The following is a 19,257-nucleotide window of genomic DNA, read 5'->3' on the forward strand; positions in this document are numbered from 1 at the left end:
CCGGCCTCCAACCAAACCCAAAGCCTAACCTCTTGTCTAGCCGATTGTTTTAATCCATCAGCGCTTTTTTGGCACAGTTTCCGCTTTTAACGGATTAAAGGCTGAACCCGATACTCACCCGGCTTTCCGGGTTCTGGCCCTTCCCTCCGGGACGACCCGGACGGCGTGGATCGCCGCCTTCCTGTCTGGACGACCAGATGACCTTTCGATACCAAAGAGGTTATCCGTATGTCAGCCGCCAGCCCAGAAACGACCGCCCACATCGCATTCCAGTCGTTACCCGTTATCGACGTGTCCGGCCTCCGGTCCGGGGATGCACGACAACGCCAGAAGAGCGCCGACGCACTAGGAAAGGCCGCTCGCGATGCAGGCTTTCTCTACGTGACGGGACACGGTATTTCGTCGGAGCTGATTGACCGTTTCAGGAAGCGGGTGCGGGAATATTTTCAGCAAAGTCACGACGAGAAAATGCGTGACTACATAGGCTACTCAGTGAACCACAGTGGCTACGTTCCCGAGGGCGAGGAGCAGTTCTACGGGGCAAAAGCACCGGACCGCAAAGAGGCTTACGACGTCAATTTCGACATGCTCGAGCCAGAGCATGCCCGGCCCATGCTCGGCCCCAACCAATGGCCTGAACTGGATGGATTCAAGACGGACGTCAAAGCCTACTACGACGAAGTCTTCCAGTTGGGCAACCTGCTGTTCAGGGGCTTTGCCCTGGCCCTGGAGCTTCCCGAAGACAGTTTCACACGACACGTTAACCGCCCACCCAGCCAGTTGCGCCTGATTCACTACCCGTACAATCCGGACGTTCCCACTGACCGGCCTGGTATCGGTGCCCATACGGATTACGAGTGCTTTACCATCCTCAAACCTACCGCCCCCGGACTGGAGGTGATGAACGGTGCCGGAGAATGGATCGATGTTCCGGTGTTGGAAGACGCTTTCGTCATCAACATCGGAGATATGATGGAAATTCTCAGCAACGGCCTTTACGTCGCCACCTCACACCGCGTGCGCAAGGTTGCCGAAGAGCGATATTCCTTCCCAATGTTCTGCAACCTTGATTACGACGTGCGTATAGAGCCCTTGCCACAATTGATCAGCAAGGAACGACCTGCCCGCTATGAACCCCAGGTCTGTGGCGAACACCTTTTTGCCCAGACCGCCCAGACTTTCCAGTATCTGAAAAAGCGCCTGGAACGCGGCGAACTGGAGTTGCCGAAAGGCAGCAAGGGCCTGTCCTCCTTCGGCCGTGAAGCCGGAGGCCAGAGATGACACTGCAAGAGCTCATCAACCGCGTCACCCGCTCCCCTGACCAGGGCGTGCCGGACTGGATGCTCGGCTGCTTCCGCCGTCGCTGTATCAGCTTCGCCAACGGGGAGTCAGACAGTGACACCATCGTTTACTGGTTGCAGAGCCGGAACTTCACCATTGACCTGCGCCTACCCCGGGCTGCTGACCAGGTAAGCCCTGCCCCGCTGGAGGATTACCCGGCAGAAGACCTTATGATCCTGGCCAGTTACGAAGGCTGGCTGGCACCCTGCGAGTGGGCCGACAGGAAAATGAGTTGGTACGGCGGTACGGCATTACAGTTGACGAACCGCTGGCCAGAACCCGCCGAACTTCGCCGGGTTGGCAACTGCATGGTCGAATTCGCCCCCAGTGGCGCCTATGTAGAGGATTGGCGTCTGCAGCCGTCCAGTCCGGGACCGCTGGTCGGTCTCCGGCTACTGGAAGAATACGATCCACAAACGGGGCATCGCTTCGCCAGGGACGGAGGGCTGATCATCTGCGGTGACTACGCCGCCCGGGTGCTGGGACGATCCGTGCCACTTACCGACAACAGTTTGCCGTTGTCAGAGATGGCGGTCTCTGCCGTGGGTAGCCGGGAGCAGCTGACCCCTGTATTCGACTTTGAAACGTCAGTGGCCTCAGGCTCACTCGAGCAGGGATACACCGTAGAGCACTCGACTCAGCCTGGACGGGTAGGGCTTCCGCTGCTGGAACAAGGGTCGTTCAGCTGGAATGAAGACCTCGAACGTGTGGAGCAGGCGTTCTCCCATAACGGCCAGAACCGGGTTCGGGTATTTGAGGTGGATGTTATCAATCCACACTGGGAGTTCGCCCTGACCACACCTTCCAATCCACAAGCCGAAGCCTGGTTCCTGCACGAATCCGATACCCTGCGCCGCTATACCGGGGTGATGACATGACCGTGCCCACGCCGCATGACAGGTGTTTCCAGCCACTACCGGTGAGCGGCTTCCCGGTACCTGCGCAATGGCGTGGCACACATGCGTTGCTGGTTTCCGCTGGTCGTGAGTGGGTTACGCTGGACTACCCGGCCGTCGTGGAGAGTCGCAACAAGCTCAAGAACCTGTTCGGTCCGCGGGATCAATGGCCACCCGACGACCTCACGCCGGAAATGGACGAAGCCGACCTGGCCTGGCATGCCCGGGAATTTTCGAGCCGCCGGTCATTCGCCTATCACCTGCTCAGCCATGACCAGCAACAGTGCCTTGGCTGCCTTTACCTGTATCCGACTGCCAGCCGAACACACGACGCCGAAGCCTATCTGTGGACTCACATCGAACTCACCAGCCCACAGGCAACCCTGATCGAAGACGAGGTCATTGGCTGGGTCAGCCAGGACTGGCCCTTCACATCCGTCGCCTGGCCGGGACGATTCATACCGTTCAAACAATGGGAGGAGTCGGGCATACCCAACTACTACGCCAGTACCCGGATGGCCGGGGAGTCACCCGATAACGGAAGCTGACATTCATTTACATCGGGCGCATGCCCTCAGCCGTTTGTGCTATCAACGCGAAAGCAGGAGTTGAACCATGAATTCACTGACCAGAACCATCGCTACCGCTGCTCTCTCTGGAATGTTGTTACTCAATGTTGCAGCCGCGCAGGCGGAAGATAACCGGAAGCAGTTCTCTCTCGCATGGTCGATCTATGTCGGCTTTATGCCCTGGGCCTATATCGATGAATCCGGCATCATGGACAAGTGGGCCGAGAAGTACGACATCGAGGTCGACCTGGTCAAGGTCAACGACTACATCGAAGCCATCAATTTATACACTGCTGGTGAATTCGATGGCGCGACCATGACTAATATGGACATGCTGACCATCCCTTCCGCGTCCGGTGTTGATACCACCGCGCTGATCACTGGTGACTTTTCCAATGGTAACGACGCAGTCGTCCTGAAAGGACGCGATAACATGGAAGACATCAAAGGGATGGATGTTTACCTGCTGGAACTTTCCGTGTCCCACTACACACTCGCCCGGGCACTCGAGATGGCAGGTCTGAGTGAGCGCGACATCAACGTGGTCAATACCTCTGACGCTGACATCGCCACCGCCTTCACCACTGACGCCGTACAGGCTGCCACGCTTTGGAACCCACAGCTGCAGACGGCAATGCAGCAGCCCGATGCGATCAAGGTGTTCGACTCCACCCAGATCCCAGGTGAAATCCTCGACATTATGGGCGTTAACTCTGAAACCCTGGAAAAGTACCCTGAGCTTGGCAAGGCAGTGACGGGGGCCTGGTTCGAGGCCATGAGTATCATTCATGGGGATGGCGAGGAGGCGATCGCAGCGAGAACCTATATGGGCGAGGAGTCCGGAACCGACCTGGAGGGCATTGAGCTACAGCTGGCTGCCACTCATATGTTCAGGACTCCAAACGAGAAGCTCGAGTTCCTGTCCGCCGGCCGCCTGCGCGAAACGATGGACTTCGTGACCCGTTTCTCTTACAAGCACGGATTGCTGGGCGCCGGCGCGCAGTCACCCGACGCGATCGGTATTGAATTGCCAGATGGCTCGGTTTTGGGCAATAAGGATTTTGTAAAAATGCGATTCAACCATGAATTCCTGGAACTCGCTGCAGAAGGCAAGCTATAGGCCAGGTCTCCCTGCAAAGGTGCGGGAGGTACTGACCGTCTAAGGCTGTTTCTGGCGGTGCAGCAAGCTCCGATAAAGACGGTTGTTCCAGTCCTGGACAATGATCTGGGACCGGAACAGCGCCCAAACCTCACAGGACCAGACGACCAGCAAAAGGCCGGCACCAGTCCACACGTAACCAGACACGAAACACCCGATAGCCACCAGCAGGGCAGCAATATCAACCATGCCCCTGCCCCACCGACCCAGGTAGAAATGGTGCAAACCCACTATGAACAACCAGTTCAAGGCCGCGTACGTGTCCGGGTCCTTGACCGCTTTTCCGGCATGCCGGTAGAACTCGCCTCTCTGGTCATCAGAGAGGCCACGAATCACCCGCCTGAGGGACTCCTCCTCGGCTTCAACCTCGTCTTTTCTCAACATGCCCGGAATCCCATCTGACCGGCTCGATACACTTACAGACTGCGTCGGGCCTGTTGCACCTGCGAACCCGATCCCAAGTCAGCCCAAGCCCCCTCAGGAGGCCAAACCTTCTGATGGCTTCCTCCGAATAGGCTGAACAGCTCGGTTCGAAATTGCAGTCAATGCCAAACCACCGGATGCCGCCGCCGGTCTTGCGATAGTAACCGATGGCCTTAAGGGTCAGTCCGGTGAGCACAACTCACCGGCCCAGCGTGACGATGACGGCTTCGCGCTGCCAGAACAGCCAGAACCGTTTCATCTCGAGCACCTGGAACACCACCTGCCAGCCTTCGGCCGCATAGCGATTCAACTCTGCTTCGATCTTCTTCAGCGGAAGGCCGGAGGAACCCAGAAGCAGGGTACCGCATCCCCCCTCAGCAATGTGGACCATCTTGTACTCGGTGAAACGAGCCTCGGACATGTTATCTCCCATTTAGTGAAAACTGGTGCATCGACCGGTTGCTGGACCGCAACAATGCCGAATCCGAATTGGTGAGGAGGCAGACTCAATCGCCCCCACAGAGGATCGGTTGTCTGTTCGCAATCATTGATACTCGTGCGCAACTGCAGTCACGCGGGCTCAAATCGCTCCTGCAGCCATGCCTTGATGTCGTCGGATTCATACAGCCAGCTGACGCTACCATCATCCTGGAGAATCTTCAGGCAGGGAACCTTGATGCGGCCGCCTCCCGCTTCCAGGTCTGCCCGATGCCGCTGGTCATGCTGGGCGTCCCGGGTCTCGATCGTCAGACCGAGCCGGGCGATCTCCTTGCGCACCTTGATGCAGAACGGGCAGGCACTGAACTGGTACAGAGCGAGGTTTTTACTGGTCTCGTCGACAAGGGCCTGCTCATCAGCGGCACGGGTTACGCCCTGGGGTGTACTGAGCTTTTCGCTTAGCAGCATGAAAGGGGTCAGTATCAGGCGCAGAGCGCGGAAAAAATAACGAATGATGACTCTCATGGGTAATGCTCATATTCCGGATTTGTAGAGGCGTGCCAGCAGTGGGCGTTGAGGCTTGATCGCGACGAAATAGGGTATCACTTCCTGACGTTGGTCAGATACCAACTGCACCGACAATCCAGTGCTTCAGTGAGAAGGAACGGTAAGGCCGGACTGCGTCGCGTATAATCGTCGACATCGATGAACCACCTGAATTGCGAGGCTCCACTATGGCTGACGAAGATACCCTCCATGCACTCAAAACCGCCTTCACGTTTATGCCCCAGCCGGTAGAAATCAACCGGTTCGAGTACGGCGACGATGCTGACAGGATTCTCGCCCAGGTGAACTTTGTGCGGGAGATCCTGGTCAGCCACGGCATTGACCCCGACGAAGTGGCTGGTGAAATCAACCCGGACTCGTCACCGAACTCCTGCTACTAACGAGCGGGGTTTTAATCCTCAATGGTGCCCGCCCGGTCCATGCACGTGGCCGTGAGCGATCTCTTCCGCATCGGCCGGGCGTACGTCGATGATCTCGATATCGAACGTCAGGGTTCTGCCGGCCATCGGATGGTTGGTGTCCACATCTGCGAACTTGTGGCCGACCTTGGCAACCAGCACGTGACGGGGGCCCTGCTCGGTTTGCACCTGGGCGATCATGCCGGGCTTCCAGCGTTTGGCACCCATCAAGTGCTTGATCGGCACGCGCTGGATGGCGTCATCCTTGCGGGGGCCGTAGCCCTTGTCCGGGGTGACGGTAACCGTAAAGCTTTCACCAGCGTCACGCCCTTGCAGGGCTTCTTCCAAGCCGCGGATGATACCGCCATGGCCATGCAGGTAGGCATTCGGCTCGCCGCCACGGGAGTCTTCAACGACATTGCCCTGTTCATCACTGACGCTGTAGTGAAACAGGACCACCTGGTTCTTTTCGATGGGCATAGGATTCTCTGAGACGGTTAAGGATATGCCATTATAAACATCAGCGGCTTTTTTCTCAGCTAATGGACCACAGCCGCCACTGCCGCCCTCGAGAGGAGAGTTACCCGATGACCAGCGACCTGCCCTGTTCCCAGGCCTGTGAGAATAACAAGGCCCCGATCCTCGAGAAGCTGAAGACCCTCTTTAACGCACCAGGCAAGGTCCTGGAGATCGGCACCCTTACCGGACAGCACGCCGAACATTTCGCCCAGGCCATGCCCCACCTGCAGTGGCAACCGAGTGACCACCCGGAGGCGGCTCACCTGTGTCGCTCCCGGCTGAAACAGGCAGCTCTGCCCAACGTCCTGCCTGTCGTTGAACTGGACGTATCCGATACCAACTGGCCGGTCGAATCCTTCAGATGGGTTTTCTCTGCCAATACCGCCCACATCATGTCCTGGCGCGAGGTCGAACAGATGTTCCGCCATATCGGCGAGCGCCTGCCAGAAGACGGCGCCTTTTGCCTGTACGGCCCTTTCAACAACCAGGGTGAATACTCGAGTGAGAGCAACCGTCGTTTTGACCAGCACCTGAAATCCCAGTCACCTCATATGGGCATCCGGGACCTGGCCGACCTCAGTGCCCTGGCAGAATCAGCCGGGATGACCCTCGCTGAAAACCACCCCATGCCTGCCAACAACCGCCTTCTGGTGTTTCGCTCACTACTCTGAGATGGTCTTGGGAGGCGCTCGCCAATAAGCTTTACTGCCCTCGTCCACCGGAAAGAAATGCTCGATCCGCAGATTTTGAGCGGTGACATCCAGGGGCGTGCCAATGGTTGCGATGGTGGAAAAGATCCTGAGTTTTTGCTCTCCCAGCATCAGGGTGAAAGGGATCGCCGGGTAGTCCAGGTGTTCCACCACGTGGCTTTTCCAGTCTTGCGGAACGCCAGGGACCGTCAGTGCCTGCTCCAGCAAACGATTGGGCTGATCCCGGAAGGGTCCTGAAAGATGCTCATGGTAGACACGTTGGAGCAAGTGACAGGCGATATTCTCCCAATCATCCACGAATGGCTTGATGCCATTGCTATCCAGCACTGACAGCAGAAAGTTTGGCCGGGGCGGGAACTGGGCACCCAGCTCTACCATTCTTGCCATCATCGCCTGCATGGCCTGGTTGGCCATCACCAGATAATACTCGTGGTCGAACACCACCGCCGGGTACGGCAGGTGAGATCGCAAGAGGTGCTCAAGCGCCTCCCGTATCATGGCCATCCCGGGTGCGCCCAGATCCTGGTCCGAGTAGACCTGGCTGTAACCCGCCGCCGATAACAACCGGTTGGTCCCGGCCAGGTCGGCCTGCAGCATCTGTGCTAAATGCAGAACCATGCCCTTGCTGGGCCTGCTTCGACCGGTCTCCAGAAAGCTGATGTGCTTTGCCGACACCTCGCACGCAAGGGCGAAATCCATCTGACTCAGACGCTTGCCCTGCCGCATTTCTCTGAACAACGTACCGAAGGCACTCATCGGATTTCCTGTCAGTTACGAGTTTTCAGCAATTATGCTGCGCGCGGGTAGGCCACACCATTACCTCAAAGGTAATTGAGACGCGCACCGCCCGGGTAGAAGCTTTGTAGCGTAGTCAAACTCACTGCGATACCCGATTGAGGTGATGCTATGAAAAACCTTGTCCGTCAATTCAGCCTGAAACAGATCATCCTGGCCGACGTGTTCCTGTCCACGCCACTCGCGCTGGCACTCATCGTCGGCTCTGAACCGATTGCCCGGTGGGCGGGAGGCCCCGGCGCGACCTTCTACCTGGTAGCCGGCATTGTGATGCTACTGTGGTGCGTGGACATGGCCGCCATGGCCATCAATGAACGATGGATTGAGAAGTTCCTCAACCTGACGATTGCCGTCGATGTCACCTGGAGCTTGCTGTCCCTTGCCCTGATGGTGTGGTTTGCCCAGAGCCTGAACCCCCTCGGCTGGGTACTGTTCGCCCTGAACGTTCTGATTCCGCTGGATATGGCGTGGATGAAACGGGTTGCTGGAAGCATACCGCAGGAGCCTGCGTTCAGATAACGCTCTGTTTCTCCCACTAAAAGCGTGTGGCTGAGCGCACCCCGCCAGCCACACTGGCATTCAAGGCAGCGTAACGGCCAAACCCAGTTAGAAGTCTCACGCTTCATTCGCCTTTCGGTAATGACCCCGGTAATCAAAAATCCGTTCCTGAACCTGCCAATAGCGCTTTTGCTTGCGGGCAATCACAAAATCCGGCGCTGTCAACAAGGCCTGCATCCGGGACACCTCATCCGCCCGATGGAAAACTTTCGGGGCCTGGCCATTGGCGATACGGCGACCGAACAGTTTGTTGAAAACGGTGCGCTGTGCCGGCTTGCCGAAATCGAACGACTCGCTGAGTTCCTCCCCTTCCTCACCGTGATAGGTGATCGTCAGCTTGCTGCCATCAACGCCCAGCGTAACCCCGGCGCACCGGATCACCATGGCATCCTTGAGTCTCAGCGCATCCCTTAACTGATCATCCGGGTCGATGATGGCGTTATGGCACTGCCCGCAATTACGCGCGGCGATATCATTCTCGCCACCGCAGTGCGGGCATTCCTTGAAACGGAAACGGTAATCGCACTGTTGCGCGCGCCCGTTCGCCCCGGCAGGCCTATCCCCATCTGCCGGTTCCAGAAGCCCCTGACAGCGGCGGCCGTAATGCTCAATAACACGGCCTTCAGCGTCTGTCTTGCCCCAGAAGATATTGGCAAAACCACAGCCCGGGCAGAATACCTGCACCGGCTCGCTGTCGGGGTCGGGTTTGGGCTCCCCTACCTCCGGGTGGTTCAGATTTACATGGTTGCCCGCATAATCAATCACCAGGCAATCCTGTTTGCCTTCGCCCAGACGGAGACCGCGACCCACAATCTGCTGATACAGGCTGACCGACTGGGTAGGCCGAAGAATGGCGATAAAGTCCACATGGGGTGCATCAAAGCCCGTGGTGAGTACAGACACATTCACCAGGTACTTCAGCTGCCGCTGCTTGAAGCGCTGAATCAGCAGGTCCCGGTCCTTCAGGTCCGTTGCACCGGTAATCAGGGCGGTCTGGTCTTCCGGAAGGTAACCGGTAATCTCCCTTGCATGGTCCACCGTTGCCGCAAAGACCATCACTCCCTGGCGCTCGGCGGCCAGTTCCATCACCTGCTCGATGATGGCCCGTGTTACACGCTGGTGTTTGCCCAGCAGCTGGTTGACGTCCTTCTCGGCGTACTCGCCAAAGCGGTCCCGGGGTAGCGCGGAGAAATCGTATTGCGCCACCGCCGCGTTCACCAGGTCCGGCCGGGTAAGGTAGCCCTGGTTGATCATATAGCTTAACGGCAGTTCGTAAATGCAGTGCTGAAAGGGTTTGTCCCGCTCTTCATCCGAGCCCCGAACAAAGCCCCGGTAGTGATAACGATAAATCCAGCCCATGGCCAGCCGGTAGGGGGTGGCGGTCAGCCCGAGCACTTTGAGGGAAGCATTTTTCTCCCGAAGCAGCTCAATGATCCGTTGATACTGACTGGTATCCTCACCGCTGACGCGATGGCATTCATCGATGATGACCAACGAGTATTCATCCCGAAACTGGTCCAGGTTCGCCGATACCGACTGCACACTGGCAAAGGTCACCTGGTGCTGGCGCTCCTTGCGCTTCAGCCCGGCGGAAAAGATGCCAGCCGTCAGCCCATAGCTCTCGTACTTGGCGTGATTCTGCTCCACCAGCTCCTTTACGTGGGTGAGCACCAAGATCTTGCGGCGGGCAAGGCGGGCCAGCTCGGCAATGACCAGGCTTTTACCAGCGCCGGTGGGTAGCACAATCACGGCTGACTCATCAGATTGTCGAAAATGACTGAGCGTGGCGTCGACCGCTTCCTGCTGGTATGGCCGGAGCTTGAAAGGTGTGTTCATTGGGCATCGGTTGGTGGTTGTCTCGATGGAAAGGCGGTCATACTAACAAATACTGGTGCCGTTACCCGTCATCCAGGAAAAACCGGCCCGGATCACCGTGTTCACGGGATTGCCAGCATTGCCGACCAATGTGTTGGCTTTCCTGGCTGTCTTCGGAACAGCTGACGTTATGGCTGGATGAACTGAACGCGGCAAGACCACCCGTGGCCGCCCTGCCAATCAATGATGTTGTGTCCGGGCTGCCTGTCGAGGGCCCGTTTCCGGCTATGGCAGAAGCCATTCGACAACTGCACTGACAGTGCCTGGAGAGCTTGCGGTGACGCATCACGACGAGTCCCCTGCCCCAGGATAGACTGCCCCGGGGTTTGGACCGTTTGCTGATCTTTCGCCGCCTGTGATGTCGTGCTGGCTGGTAACCACCACCTCCCTCGGCCACCATTCCGGGTGGTTGTCGCGGATGAATCCCAACAACTTCTCACGCACATTCATTTCGGCTTCCCAGCCGGCAAAGGGCTCGGAGGTCATAAGGTAGAAAGAAACCGTCTGGGCCGCCGCGGACTGCGCCGTGACGTAGCAGCAGAGCTTGTGGTGTTCGATGACGTTTTTTTCAGCCTCGGCGAACTCCTTGAACTTCTCCCTCAGGCATTCGACGTCGGCATTCAGGTGAAGCGCCAGCTCTATCACCCTGTACATCTTGGCACTCTTGACCGACAGATTTTCGAAGGGCCTGGAGGTAAAGTACTGGACGGGTACGACCAGACGGCGCTCATCCCAGGTTCTCAACCGAATGAACGTATAAAAGATGCCTTCCACATAGCACCATCGGCCCTCGAAAATAACCAGGTCACCAATTCTTATAGGCTTGGCGAGCGATACCTGAAACGACGAGAGGATGTTGCCCAGCACGGCCTGACCGGCGATACCCAACAGGACCGTCAGGATACTGGCCGACGCCAGGAGGGTCAGGCCCAGGGTCTCGAAGAGTTCGATCTGGGACAGGATGTAGATGGTAACTGCGACGATGGCGACCAGGATGATGCCCCGGCGCACCGCATACAGCGAGGTGAGGAAGTGGCGCTCGTCCCGGGATTTGTTGTCGTCGATTTCGCCCACGAGACGTCGCTTCACATTGAGCAATATGACGTCCACGAAACGCAGTGCGATCAATCCAACACCCCAGGCGGTGATGGTGATCAGTAATATGCGAAAAGAGGTCGTCGCCACTGCCGAGAAGGACACCACGTAATTCAACAGAAACTGGGCCACAATCGTCATGACGACCAGCGCCACTGGCACCTTGATCTGGCTGGCATAGATGCTTGGAGAGCCGGAAGGTAACCAGCGTGCAATCACGCCGACCAGACGGATGACGAGCCATCCCACCAGTCCCGTTACCAGCAGGAACACCGGAATGGCGACCCATTCCCAGACCTGGAGCCTGCCGAACGTTGATTTGAACCGTTGCGGCACATGCTTTTCCAGCCACGACGGGCCGTATTTTTCGTACAAGAGAGGAACCGGGGAGAGACTGTCCGGTGTGATCAACCAGACGGGGTCCTCATCACCCACACGATAACGGGCCAGGCGAATATCATAGGCTTGACCCTCGGCGCGAAGGGAGGCGATCTCGAGGTTGCGACGTGGCTGCCCGGCCTGGGGATTCTGCCCCGCTGGATCTTCGATAACGGCGTCCTGTCGCGCCGGCAGATCGGAGGTATCGATCCACTCGCCACGCCGGAGCACCGCGGCCAGCTGCCTGGCCAACTCAGGCCCCTTCTCGCGCTGCTCCGCAGCGCCCAGCTCTGAAAGATTGAGAAGGTGCGCCGCAGCCGAGAAGTCCTGCTGTTTGGTGAGTTCAAGAAAGCTACGGACCGAATCCCGCGGCGTCAGGCGATTGACCTCCTCCGGGGGCGTATCAAGCCCGGCATTCAGCGATTCGATGGAAAACCATCGCATCTCTTTGTCGTCTTCCGAGGCCTGCCCCACGCACAGGCTGGAAAACAGAAGAGCGATGGCCAACAGCCCCCATGTTGCATGCTTTTTCATTCGCGCCTCCCTGACATTCGCAACCCTACCCACATCCTTCACATGGACGCAGCCCTCACTTTCACTGGTAAAGCATAGGAGGCAAGGCGGTGCACGGCCAATGGCGAACACGGTTACTTCCCAGGTGAATAGGGGAAATTTACTTATGGATCAGACTTGAACAAGACACCCGTACTTCAGCTCCGAATCAGTCGCCACATTAGAAAAATCACTAGAAAAATAGATCTGTCCCGGTTCCAGGCTCACGTCGCCCAATGCAAGGGCGCGCGAGGATCAGGTTCATAGGCAAAGTAGATACCGGTGCGTACGGTCCGCGCGAGGTGCTCGCCAAGACGGGGGTGATGCCGGGCAATCCGATTGATGGCATAACGCAGTGAGCGGGTCGCGCCGGTCCGCGCACGCTCAACGCCATCGCCGACCATCCGGGCGCGGTTATTCAGGCCAACGCCGCGGCGGAGTTCATCAACCAGAAACTCGCGATCAGCACGTGCCAGCTCGGCGCGGCGGAAATCGTTCTGGCTCTCCGCTTCCGCGATGTCTTCCTCCACCTCAGTCAGCCTTTGCCGGTAGGCCTCACGGGCCTTCGAATCGAACACCTCCAACCCGCACTGGGCATCGATACGGGCTGCGGCCAGTGAGGTGTTGGCGGGGAGCGCCCCACGTTCCACCGAAACCAGGTCGAGCACATGGAATTCCCGCCCGGGCTCGGCCAGCAGCCGTTCCAGATAACGCATACCCTTGAGGTCCTTCAGGCGCACGGTGGCGCCGCCGAAGGTAACCGTTCGCATCTCACCCTCGCAGCGAAACAGGCAATGCTCGGTGTCTGCACACGGCCGCACCGGCACCGCCGGTTCCCGTTGGCGAGCCAGTTCCGCCCAGGGCCTGGCGTTGAGGGCTTCAAGGGCTCGGCAGGCTGCATCCAGTTCCATCTCTGCGGTGTGCTCGTCCCCCGCCTGCCGGTGAGCGGCCGCCAGCACTATCCGCAAATCTGCCGCATCGTAAGGCATTCGCAACTCGGCCCATTCCATGACAGCTTCGGTGAGCAGCCGTATGGCGTCATTTGCCCGCCCGTCCCGGAGTGCCAGGCGACCTGCTGCTGCCAGAGCAGCGTTTTTCAGCGTACGGCTTTGATATTTTTCCGCGATGGCAGCCAGTTCCGTTGCCGCGGCATGGGCATCGTCGAACTTGCCCGCTGCCAGGGCGATGACCACCTGAGCATCGAGCAGAGGCGCCCGTTGCAGGCTGCCCGAGGGTGGCCGTTCCTTCGATGGGATATCAAACGGATGCTCGAGCGCCGTTTCGATCATTGAAGCGGCTTCGTCGACTCGTCCCTGAGCCAGTCGCAGTAATGCGAGCCCGGGTTGGGGCAGCCAGGCGTTCTGGTGCGCCGCCAGGAAGGCTTCCTCGGCGCCCACAAAATCACCCTTGCGCAGCCGCGAATTGCCGAGTTCAGTCAGCGGCCAGCCAAATTCCCGCCGCATCCAGGGCCGCAATTCTTCACATGCCTGGAGCGCTTCCTGCTCGGCGGCGTCGCATGGCCCCCGCAAACGCATGATCTCCGCCCGGTGCACCCGACAGCGGCCATTAAGCCCCCCAAATGCTGCACCCTGACGCCATCGCTCCATGGCTTCGGTCCATTCCTCGGCGCGATCATGGTGCCCGATCCACTGCATCGCGCAGATAACCTCACACCACATCTGCCCTGTCGTCAGGGGGTCGAGATTCCCGGCGCTCAGCTCCACAGCCACGTCATCGAGGGCGCTGAGCCCTTTATCAACGTCACCGTTATAAATCCATACCCTTGCCAGGGCCACCTGCCCGATGATGGACGGCGGGGCAAGATCGTGCCTCTGGCCCAGCTCCATCGCCCTTCGGGCCCACTCACCGGTACCCGGCATATCGCCGCACATCAGTCGTTCATAGGTCCGTACTGCCGCCAGCCATGCCCAGACCGGGCTGTCAGGTACATCTTCGATCAGGCGTTCGGCCCGCGACAGCCAGGCCCGCACAGTGGCCATCAACCCCGTATCCATCATCAGATACATGCCCACCATCACCGCCGCGAATGCCGCCTCGTGCGTGTCGCCGGCGTCGAGGTGAAAGCGGTAGAGCTCACCGTAGGCAGTCAGCGTTTCTTCCAGATCTCCGCTGCCATACGCAGCCTTGGCCCGAAGCTCCAATAACTCGGCAGACCGCTCAAAAGGCAGTGAGGTAATCAATTCCCTCGCCCTGGTGAAGTCGCCAGCGTCGAGTGCCCCGCGAATCCGCGAAAGTTCCGTCTCCTCCATCACTTAGCCCTCCCTGTTCCGATGTAACAAGGATTGTTACGCCCCATTAGGTAGGTGCCTGGTGCACCTGCCGAACACCTTATGAAAAAGGAGTATTTCTTATGAACAACATCCTTACGAGCGACACCCTGTACAACAGACTCGGCGGCCAAGATGGCATCGACAAGCTTGTAGACCGCATTGTCGACCTACACCTCCAGAATGATGTTGCAGGCCCCAGATACCAGGCTCTGTCCGAGGAGGCAACTGCCAGGGCCTGCGCGAAGGTCAAGGAATTCCTCGCAGCCGGCTCCGGCGGTCCCGTAGAGTACACCGGCCGGTCGATGCTGGAGACCCACACCGGCATGAACGTCAGCTCGGCCGAATTCGTGGCCGTGGTTGACGATATAATGCAGGCCATGAACGAGATGGACTACCCGCGCCCGGTGTGTGATGAAGTCCTCGGTATCGCCTATTCCCTTAAGGAGGAAATCGTTCACAAATAGAGGGCAGAATGGTGTGTCCATCTGCTGCAGAAGGGGGATGGGAGATGATGATCCATTGACCGCCGGACCCCATTCCCGCTTCTAACGCTGCCCCCTATACTGTCATGATAGTAGACATCCTGGAGACGGAAAGCCGTAGCGTCTGGCCATCCAGTCGGCCAGGCGATGAGTACGGAATTCGGTCCATGAACCCTGGTCCCACATTACGGTGCCATGGTAGTTGGTGATTTCCATGAGAATATCATTGCAGTCCAGCACTACCTTGAGAGCCAGGGTCTGTTGCTCAGGCTCGTCGGGAAGAAAGTGGTAGGCCTTCGCCAGATGCATAAGAATCGCCGGCATCTGCGCGTACCAGACCTGGGTCCTGCAGTCGTAGAGATACGGAGGTGCCATCCCCGGGTAATGAATGTTCAGGCGCCTGTCAGGGTAGACCTCGCTGGCATCCAGCTTGCGGTAATTCGCCCGGACCTCCTCCAGAAAAAGCTGGATGAAATTTCCGCGAAAGGGCAGGTCCCAGTAATAGAGTTCTTAGTCCAGCATTGTGGTTCTCCCACACTGACGGGCGAGAAAGGGAACTGCTGACTGGAGTGTAGCGCACAGGGGAAGAACTGATCCGAAACCGATTTATTGACCAATCCCAGACACACTATGAGATGCCCAGCGGGGACTGTCGAATAATCTTACACACCGGTTTGACGCAAAACCCTAACGCGTTAAATGGTAACAACAAATATTACTGGCGCTGAATATGCATTCTGTTCCCTCTACTCAGCGAACGGGGGACAGACCATGATAAGCCGCTCTTCTTTGCTATCGCTTTTCGCCGCGATGCTTTACCTGGGTTCGATCCAGTCACATGCAATGCCCATTGACCTACTGCTTGAGTCCAACGATGACAGTGGTGCCGGGAATGAACTCTTCCTTGCCAATTTTGACGGTTACCAAAGCCTGATAGATGCCACTATCAACAGTAGTTCATTTTCTCAATTGAACATCAATTCGAACTTCAGTTCTGGCGGCTTGGCCTTCGACGGCTCGTCCTATCAGTTACTGCTTGAATCCGATGTGGACGGCAACGCCGGGAACGAAGTCTTCCTGGCCAGTTTCGACAGCTTCCAAAGCTTGCTGGACGGCACTGTCGCCAGCAGTTCGTTTTCACAGCTGAACATCAATCCAAACTTCAGTGCGGGTGGTTTGGCCTTCGACGGTTCCTCCTACCAGTTACTGCTTGAATCCGATGTGGATAGCGGTGCCGGAAACGAAATTTTCCTGGCCGGTTTCGACAGCTTCCAAAGCCTGCTGGACGGTACTGTCGCCAGCAGCTCGTTTTCACAGTTGAACATCAATTCAAACTTCAGTGCGGGTGGTTTGGCCTTCGACGGCTCGTCCTATCAGTTACTGCTTGAATCCGATATGGACAGCGGCGCCGGGAACGAAATCTTCCTGGCCAGTTTCGATGATTTCCAAGACCTGCTGGATGGCATTATCGCCGACAGCTCGTTCTCACAGCTGAACATTAATTCAAACTTCAGCGCTGGTGGTCTGGTCGCCTATGTTCCTGATGGCCCAGTGGAGGTGCCAGAACCCGCCTCATGGGCATTATTGATGTTCGGACTTGGGACCCTGATGCTGAGGAGGCGCAGGACCCGTTGATGGATAGCGGTGTTCTTGGCGCCTTTCTGGAACGGTAAAAATAGAACTTACTGGTTTTCCCTGTGTCTTGATGGATTAGTACTCCCGAATAGCAGTGCCACCAATGACCTCCTTTAGCGCCGTAACAGGTACCTTTCCCTGATCGCAGCCAACCATTGGCCAACCAGTCTGCTAACCTGCCCATTCCACTGATGCGAACGGAGTACCTGCATGATTACAGTCCATCACCTGAATAATTCTCGCTCACAACGGGTTCTCTGGATACTGGAAGAACTGGACGTACCCTACGAGATACGGTTCTACGAGCGCGATCCCGAGACCATGCAGGCTCCGGAAAGCCTCAAGAAGGTACACCCGCTGGGTAAATCGCCGGTCATCACCGACGGCGACCTGGTGGTGGCGGAGTCCGGCCTTATCATTGACTACCTGGCCCGAACCTACGGCAAGGACACCATGCCCCCACCCGACAGTGGCCAGGCGTGGCTCGACTACAACTACTGGCTGCACTATGCCGAAGGCTCACTGATGCCGCCGCTGCTGATGCGCCTGGTGTTCGAAAAAGTCAAAACCAGCCCGATGCCGTTCTTTATCAAACCCGTGGCCAGGGGCATTGCTAATAAAACCAACCAGTCCTTCATCGGTCCGATGATCAACACCCACATGGACTTTGTAGAGGCCCACCTGGCGCAGAACACCTGGTTCCTGGGTGACCGCCTCAGCGCGGCGGATTTCCAGATGAGCTTCCCCCTGGAAGCCTCCGTCGCCCGGGCCATCGTCGGCAACAACCGGCCCAACATCAACGCCTGGGTGGAGCGGGTCCATGCCCGGCCGGCTTATCAGCGGGGGCTTGAGAAGGGTGGGGAGTATGATTTTGCCTGAGGGTAAGGGGCCCAGACCGAAACGCATCAAACCGGCAGTTCGATGATTTCTCCGGATACACGCTCTTCACTCACTTTCAGCCGACCTACCGTACTGGGCAGCGTAAAACGCCGCGGCCCAGAACCACCCGGATTTCCTGTCCCGGATTTCCCTCGGTTTTCCCTGGGCGCGGGAACGCAAACCGGATCGGTGCAGGTGCTCAGTACCCAGACTGTCAGCCGACAGCCGCCATATGCCCCACATAGGCCACGGTAAAGGCCGTTTCCTGAAAGGCCTTCAGCCCGGTCTCGGCAAAGGGTACCGGCTGTGGGTTGGCTGCGAGGGTAGACTTGATCAGTGCGGGTGGAAGTAACGCCACGTCCAGATCCAGTCCGGAAATCAGCTGGATGGCGGCCTCCAGCTTGAAGCTGACGGCGCCGCCGGCGAACTTGCCCTTCTGCATCCGCTCCTTGATGACAACACGGGACACGCCGTGCTCGGCCATCAGGTCAGCGAAAGCCGACTGGAACTGCTTGAGATCTTCCCGGGTGTGGTTCCTGTTCAGCGACAGCTTGCGCAGCTTGGTCTCCGGCAGGCTGAACTGGCCGCGATCCAGGTTCAGTAAACAGACCACCGCATCGTTGCCGGTCAGTTCGACGCCACAGATCACCATACTGTTCTCCTGACGGCGTTCAGCCGCAGCACTTCTTGAATTTGTTGCCACTGCCACAGGGACAGGGATCGTTCCGGGACGGGGCTTTTGCCGTGGTTACCGTCGCGCCTTTTCCGGAAAGGGCGGTCAGTTCACTGATGGACTCGACCGCTCCATCGCGAAGATCAACGGTAATGTTCGCATATAGCCTGGCCTCTGCCACCTGGGCTTCGAGCTCCTGCTTGCGGGCCTCGCTGGTAACCACCAGGTTCAGCGGGTATTTTTTGGTGCCCGCCTTCTTGCTGGCCTTGGTTTCAAAGCCGCCGTAATCGGTGTGGTGCTGGCGTGCGTCCTGGCGGCCCTTGTAGAAAAACTTGTCTGACATGCTGATATCCTGGTGAAAGGGAGGGTACCTGGGGCGCTCGATGAGGATGGGCCACTGGGCGGCGACGTTTTAGCACGCTTTCGACAACCGGGACAATCTCCTGCATGATTTTCAGGCTCATAATCATGTCCGCTGTCCTGGAGGATTAATACTCCATAACAGCAGGGCCGTATACTTTGTACACATTAAGGAGGCCGACCATGAGCAACCCTATTATTGCAGACAACAAGCCGATGAAAGTGACGCTCGAACAGGGTAAAAAGTATATGTTCTGCGCCTGCGGGCGTTCCAATGATCAACCCTTCTGCGACGGTTCCCACAAGGGTACCGTGAGGTGGACCCCATCAGTTGGACAGCCTGAAGGTGCAGTTAAGCTCTGATCCGGCTGTATTCCCGGCTCAAGCTGCCAGGGTCATGGGTTGTTGGTAGTACACCTCATCCGGTGTTTGGTAATCAAGGGTTTGGTGGTACCGGGCCTGATTGTAATGCCGGAAGTACCGGTGGAGCGCCTGCTTCAAGTGGCGTCCATCCTCGAAGGCTGTGAGGTAGACGCACTCGTGCTTGACGCTGCGCCAGAGCCGTTCCACGAAGATGTTGTCATGATAGCAGCCCTTGCCGTCCATGCTGATCCGAATGCCATGCTCCTTGAGAGCGCCTGTGAAGGCCTCACTGGTGAACTGG

At 57.9% G+C, this 19,257-nt stretch carries 24 protein-coding genes; 11 read left to right on the top strand and 13 right to left on the bottom strand.

The features are described from left to right. Positions 1-228 precede the first annotated feature (228 nt). From BM036_RS15515 to BM036_RS15530, 4 genes are all read left to right on the top strand, one after another. Positions 229-1,281 carry an isopenicillin N synthase family dioxygenase gene (locus BM036_RS15515; protein ID WP_091854045.1) on the top strand — a complete coding sequence of 351 codons (1,053 nt, stop codon included), beginning with the start codon at positions 229-231 and terminating at the stop codon, positions 1,279-1,281. Beyond that, positions 1,278-2,219: a hypothetical protein gene (locus tag BM036_RS15520; protein ID WP_091854047.1), complete on the top strand. Its 942-nt coding sequence runs from the start codon at positions 1,278-1,280 to the stop codon at positions 2,217-2,219. Before BM036_RS15515 ends, BM036_RS15520 begins: the two co-directional genes overlap by 4 nt. Continuing rightward, positions 2,216-2,785 carry a hypothetical protein gene (locus tag BM036_RS15525; protein WP_091854049.1) on the top strand — a complete coding sequence of 190 codons (570 nt, stop codon included), beginning with the start codon at positions 2,216-2,218 and terminating at the stop codon, positions 2,783-2,785. The genes BM036_RS15520 and BM036_RS15525 overlap by 4 nt, the downstream gene beginning before the upstream one ends. 67 nt (positions 2,786-2,852) lie before the next feature. Beyond that, a complete protein-coding gene (locus tag BM036_RS15530) occupies positions 2,853-3,926 on the top strand; it encodes a putative urea ABC transporter substrate-binding protein (protein WP_091854051.1) in 1,074 nt (357 codons plus the stop codon). A 39-nt stretch (positions 3,927-3,965) separates the two neighbouring features. Here BM036_RS15530 and BM036_RS15535 read toward each other — a convergent pair whose 3' ends face one another. From BM036_RS15535 to BM036_RS15550, 4 genes are all read right to left on the bottom strand, one after another. Beyond that, positions 3,966-4,349 carry a TM2 domain-containing protein gene (locus tag BM036_RS15535; protein WP_091854053.1) on the bottom strand — a complete coding sequence of 128 codons (384 nt, stop codon included), beginning with the start codon at positions 4,347-4,349 and terminating at the stop codon, positions 3,966-3,968. After that, positions 4,327-4,584 carry a membrane protein insertion efficiency factor YidD gene (gene yidD, locus BM036_RS20550; RefSeq protein ID WP_091854055.1) on the bottom strand — a complete coding sequence of 86 codons (258 nt, stop codon included), beginning with the start codon at positions 4,582-4,584 and terminating at the stop codon, positions 4,327-4,329. The genes BM036_RS15535 and yidD overlap by 23 nt, the downstream gene beginning before the upstream one ends. Positions 4,585-4,587: 3 nt before the next feature. Next, on the bottom strand, positions 4,588-4,809 hold the full coding sequence (locus tag BM036_RS15545) for a DUF4177 domain-containing protein (protein WP_091854057.1): 222 nt from the start codon (positions 4,807-4,809) through the stop codon (positions 4,588-4,590). Positions 4,810-4,958: 149 nt separating this feature from the next. Beyond that, positions 4,959-5,351 carry a glutaredoxin family protein gene (locus tag BM036_RS15550; RefSeq protein ID WP_091854059.1) on the bottom strand — a complete coding sequence of 131 codons (393 nt, stop codon included), beginning with the start codon at positions 5,349-5,351 and terminating at the stop codon, positions 4,959-4,961. 209 nt (positions 5,352-5,560) lie between these two features. Between BM036_RS15550 and BM036_RS15555 the strand changes: the two genes are divergently transcribed. After that, complete coding sequence (locus BM036_RS15555) at positions 5,561-5,773, top strand: penicillin-binding protein (protein ID WP_091854061.1); 213 nt, start codon at positions 5,561-5,563, stop codon at positions 5,771-5,773. A gap of 18 nt (positions 5,774-5,791) precedes the next feature. On the opposite strand, the gene BM036_RS15560 is transcribed toward BM036_RS15555, so the two are convergent. Further along, complete coding sequence (locus tag BM036_RS15560; RefSeq protein ID WP_091854063.1) at positions 5,792-6,271, bottom strand: FKBP-type peptidyl-prolyl cis-trans isomerase; 480 nt, start codon at positions 6,269-6,271, stop codon at positions 5,792-5,794. A 107-nt stretch (positions 6,272-6,378) separates the two neighbouring features. On the opposite strand from BM036_RS15560, the gene BM036_RS15565 reads away from it, so the two are divergent. Next, positions 6,379-6,981, top strand: coding sequence for a DUF938 domain-containing protein (locus BM036_RS15565; protein ID WP_091854065.1), 603 nt, complete (start codon positions 6,379-6,381; stop codon positions 6,979-6,981). On the opposite strand, the gene BM036_RS15570 is transcribed toward BM036_RS15565, so the two are convergent. Next, on the bottom strand, positions 6,973-7,776 hold the full coding sequence (locus BM036_RS15570) for a helix-turn-helix domain-containing protein (RefSeq protein ID WP_091854067.1): 804 nt from the start codon (positions 7,774-7,776) through the stop codon (positions 6,973-6,975). The genes BM036_RS15565 and BM036_RS15570 overlap by 9 nt on opposite strands. Positions 7,777-7,926: 150 nt before the next feature. On the opposite strand from BM036_RS15570, the gene BM036_RS15575 reads away from it, so the two are divergent. Next, positions 7,927-8,334, top strand: coding sequence for a hypothetical protein (locus BM036_RS15575; protein ID WP_091854069.1), 408 nt, complete (start codon positions 7,927-7,929; stop codon positions 8,332-8,334). A gap of 96 nt (positions 8,335-8,430) precedes the next feature. Here the strand turns inward: BM036_RS15575 and radD are convergent, their stop codons facing one another. From radD to BM036_RS15590, 3 genes are all read right to left on the bottom strand, one after another. Beyond that, the gene (gene radD / locus BM036_RS15580; RefSeq protein ID WP_091854070.1) at positions 8,431-10,209 is read right to left on the bottom strand and encodes a DNA repair helicase RadD; all 1,779 of its coding nucleotides are present in this window, start codon (positions 10,207-10,209) and stop codon (positions 8,431-8,433) included. A gap of 324 nt (positions 10,210-10,533) precedes the next feature. Beyond that, positions 10,534-12,255, bottom strand: coding sequence for a mechanosensitive ion channel family protein (locus BM036_RS15585; RefSeq protein ID WP_091854072.1), 1,722 nt, complete (start codon positions 12,253-12,255; stop codon positions 10,534-10,536). 242 nt (positions 12,256-12,497) lie between these two features. Continuing rightward, a complete protein-coding gene (locus BM036_RS15590) occupies positions 12,498-14,543 on the bottom strand; it encodes an ATP-binding protein (protein ID WP_091854074.1) in 2,046 nt (681 codons plus the stop codon). Between the two features lie 101 nt (positions 14,544-14,644). Between BM036_RS15590 and BM036_RS15595 the strand changes: the two genes are divergently transcribed. Then, the gene (locus tag BM036_RS15595) at positions 14,645-15,028 is read left to right on the top strand and encodes a group I truncated hemoglobin (RefSeq protein ID WP_218144823.1); all 384 of its coding nucleotides are present in this window, start codon (positions 14,645-14,647) and stop codon (positions 15,026-15,028) included. Between the two features lie 102 nt (positions 15,029-15,130). On the opposite strand, the gene BM036_RS15600 is transcribed toward BM036_RS15595, so the two are convergent. Further along, positions 15,131-15,355 carry a hypothetical protein gene (locus BM036_RS15600; protein ID WP_143066625.1) on the bottom strand — a complete coding sequence of 75 codons (225 nt, stop codon included), beginning with the start codon at positions 15,353-15,355 and terminating at the stop codon, positions 15,131-15,133. A 462-nt stretch (positions 15,356-15,817) separates the two neighbouring features. On the opposite strand from BM036_RS15600, the gene BM036_RS15610 reads away from it, so the two are divergent. Together BM036_RS15610 and BM036_RS15615 are read left to right on the top strand one after the other, a co-directional pair. Beyond that, positions 15,818-16,681: a PEP-CTERM sorting domain-containing protein gene (locus BM036_RS15610; RefSeq protein WP_177186080.1), complete on the top strand. Its 864-nt coding sequence runs from the start codon at positions 15,818-15,820 to the stop codon at positions 16,679-16,681. A gap of 210 nt (positions 16,682-16,891) precedes the next feature. Beyond that, on the top strand, positions 16,892-17,560 hold the full coding sequence (locus BM036_RS15615) for a glutathione S-transferase (protein WP_091854082.1): 669 nt from the start codon (positions 16,892-16,894) through the stop codon (positions 17,558-17,560). Positions 17,561-17,774: 214 nt separating this feature from the next. Here the strand turns inward: BM036_RS15615 and BM036_RS15625 are convergent, their stop codons facing one another. Next, positions 17,775-18,212: a DUF3010 family protein gene (locus BM036_RS15625; RefSeq protein WP_091854084.1), complete on the bottom strand. Its 438-nt coding sequence runs from the start codon at positions 18,210-18,212 to the stop codon at positions 17,775-17,777. A 19-nt stretch (positions 18,213-18,231) separates the two neighbouring features. Then, positions 18,232-18,576, bottom strand: a complete 345-nt coding sequence (locus BM036_RS15630; RefSeq protein ID WP_091854086.1) for a PBPRA1643 family SWIM/SEC-C metal-binding motif protein — start codon at positions 18,574-18,576, stop codon at positions 18,232-18,234. Positions 18,577-18,776: 200 nt separating this feature from the next. On the opposite strand from BM036_RS15630, the gene BM036_RS15635 reads away from it, so the two are divergent. Then, entirely contained in the window at positions 18,777-18,956 is a 180-nt protein-coding gene (locus BM036_RS15635) for a CDGSH iron-sulfur domain-containing protein (protein ID WP_091854088.1), read from the top strand. Between the two features lie 18 nt (positions 18,957-18,974). Here BM036_RS15635 and BM036_RS15640 read toward each other — a convergent pair. Next, positions 18,975-19,257, bottom strand: a 283-nt coding sequence (locus BM036_RS15640) for an integrase core domain-containing protein (RefSeq protein WP_143066626.1), incomplete at its 5' end; no start/stop codon positions are given.

The organism is Marinobacter segnicrescens (genome assembly GCF_900111555.1).
In the GTDB taxonomy this organism is placed as follows: Bacteria; Pseudomonadota; Gammaproteobacteria; order Pseudomonadales; family Oleiphilaceae; genus Marinobacter; species Marinobacter segnicrescens.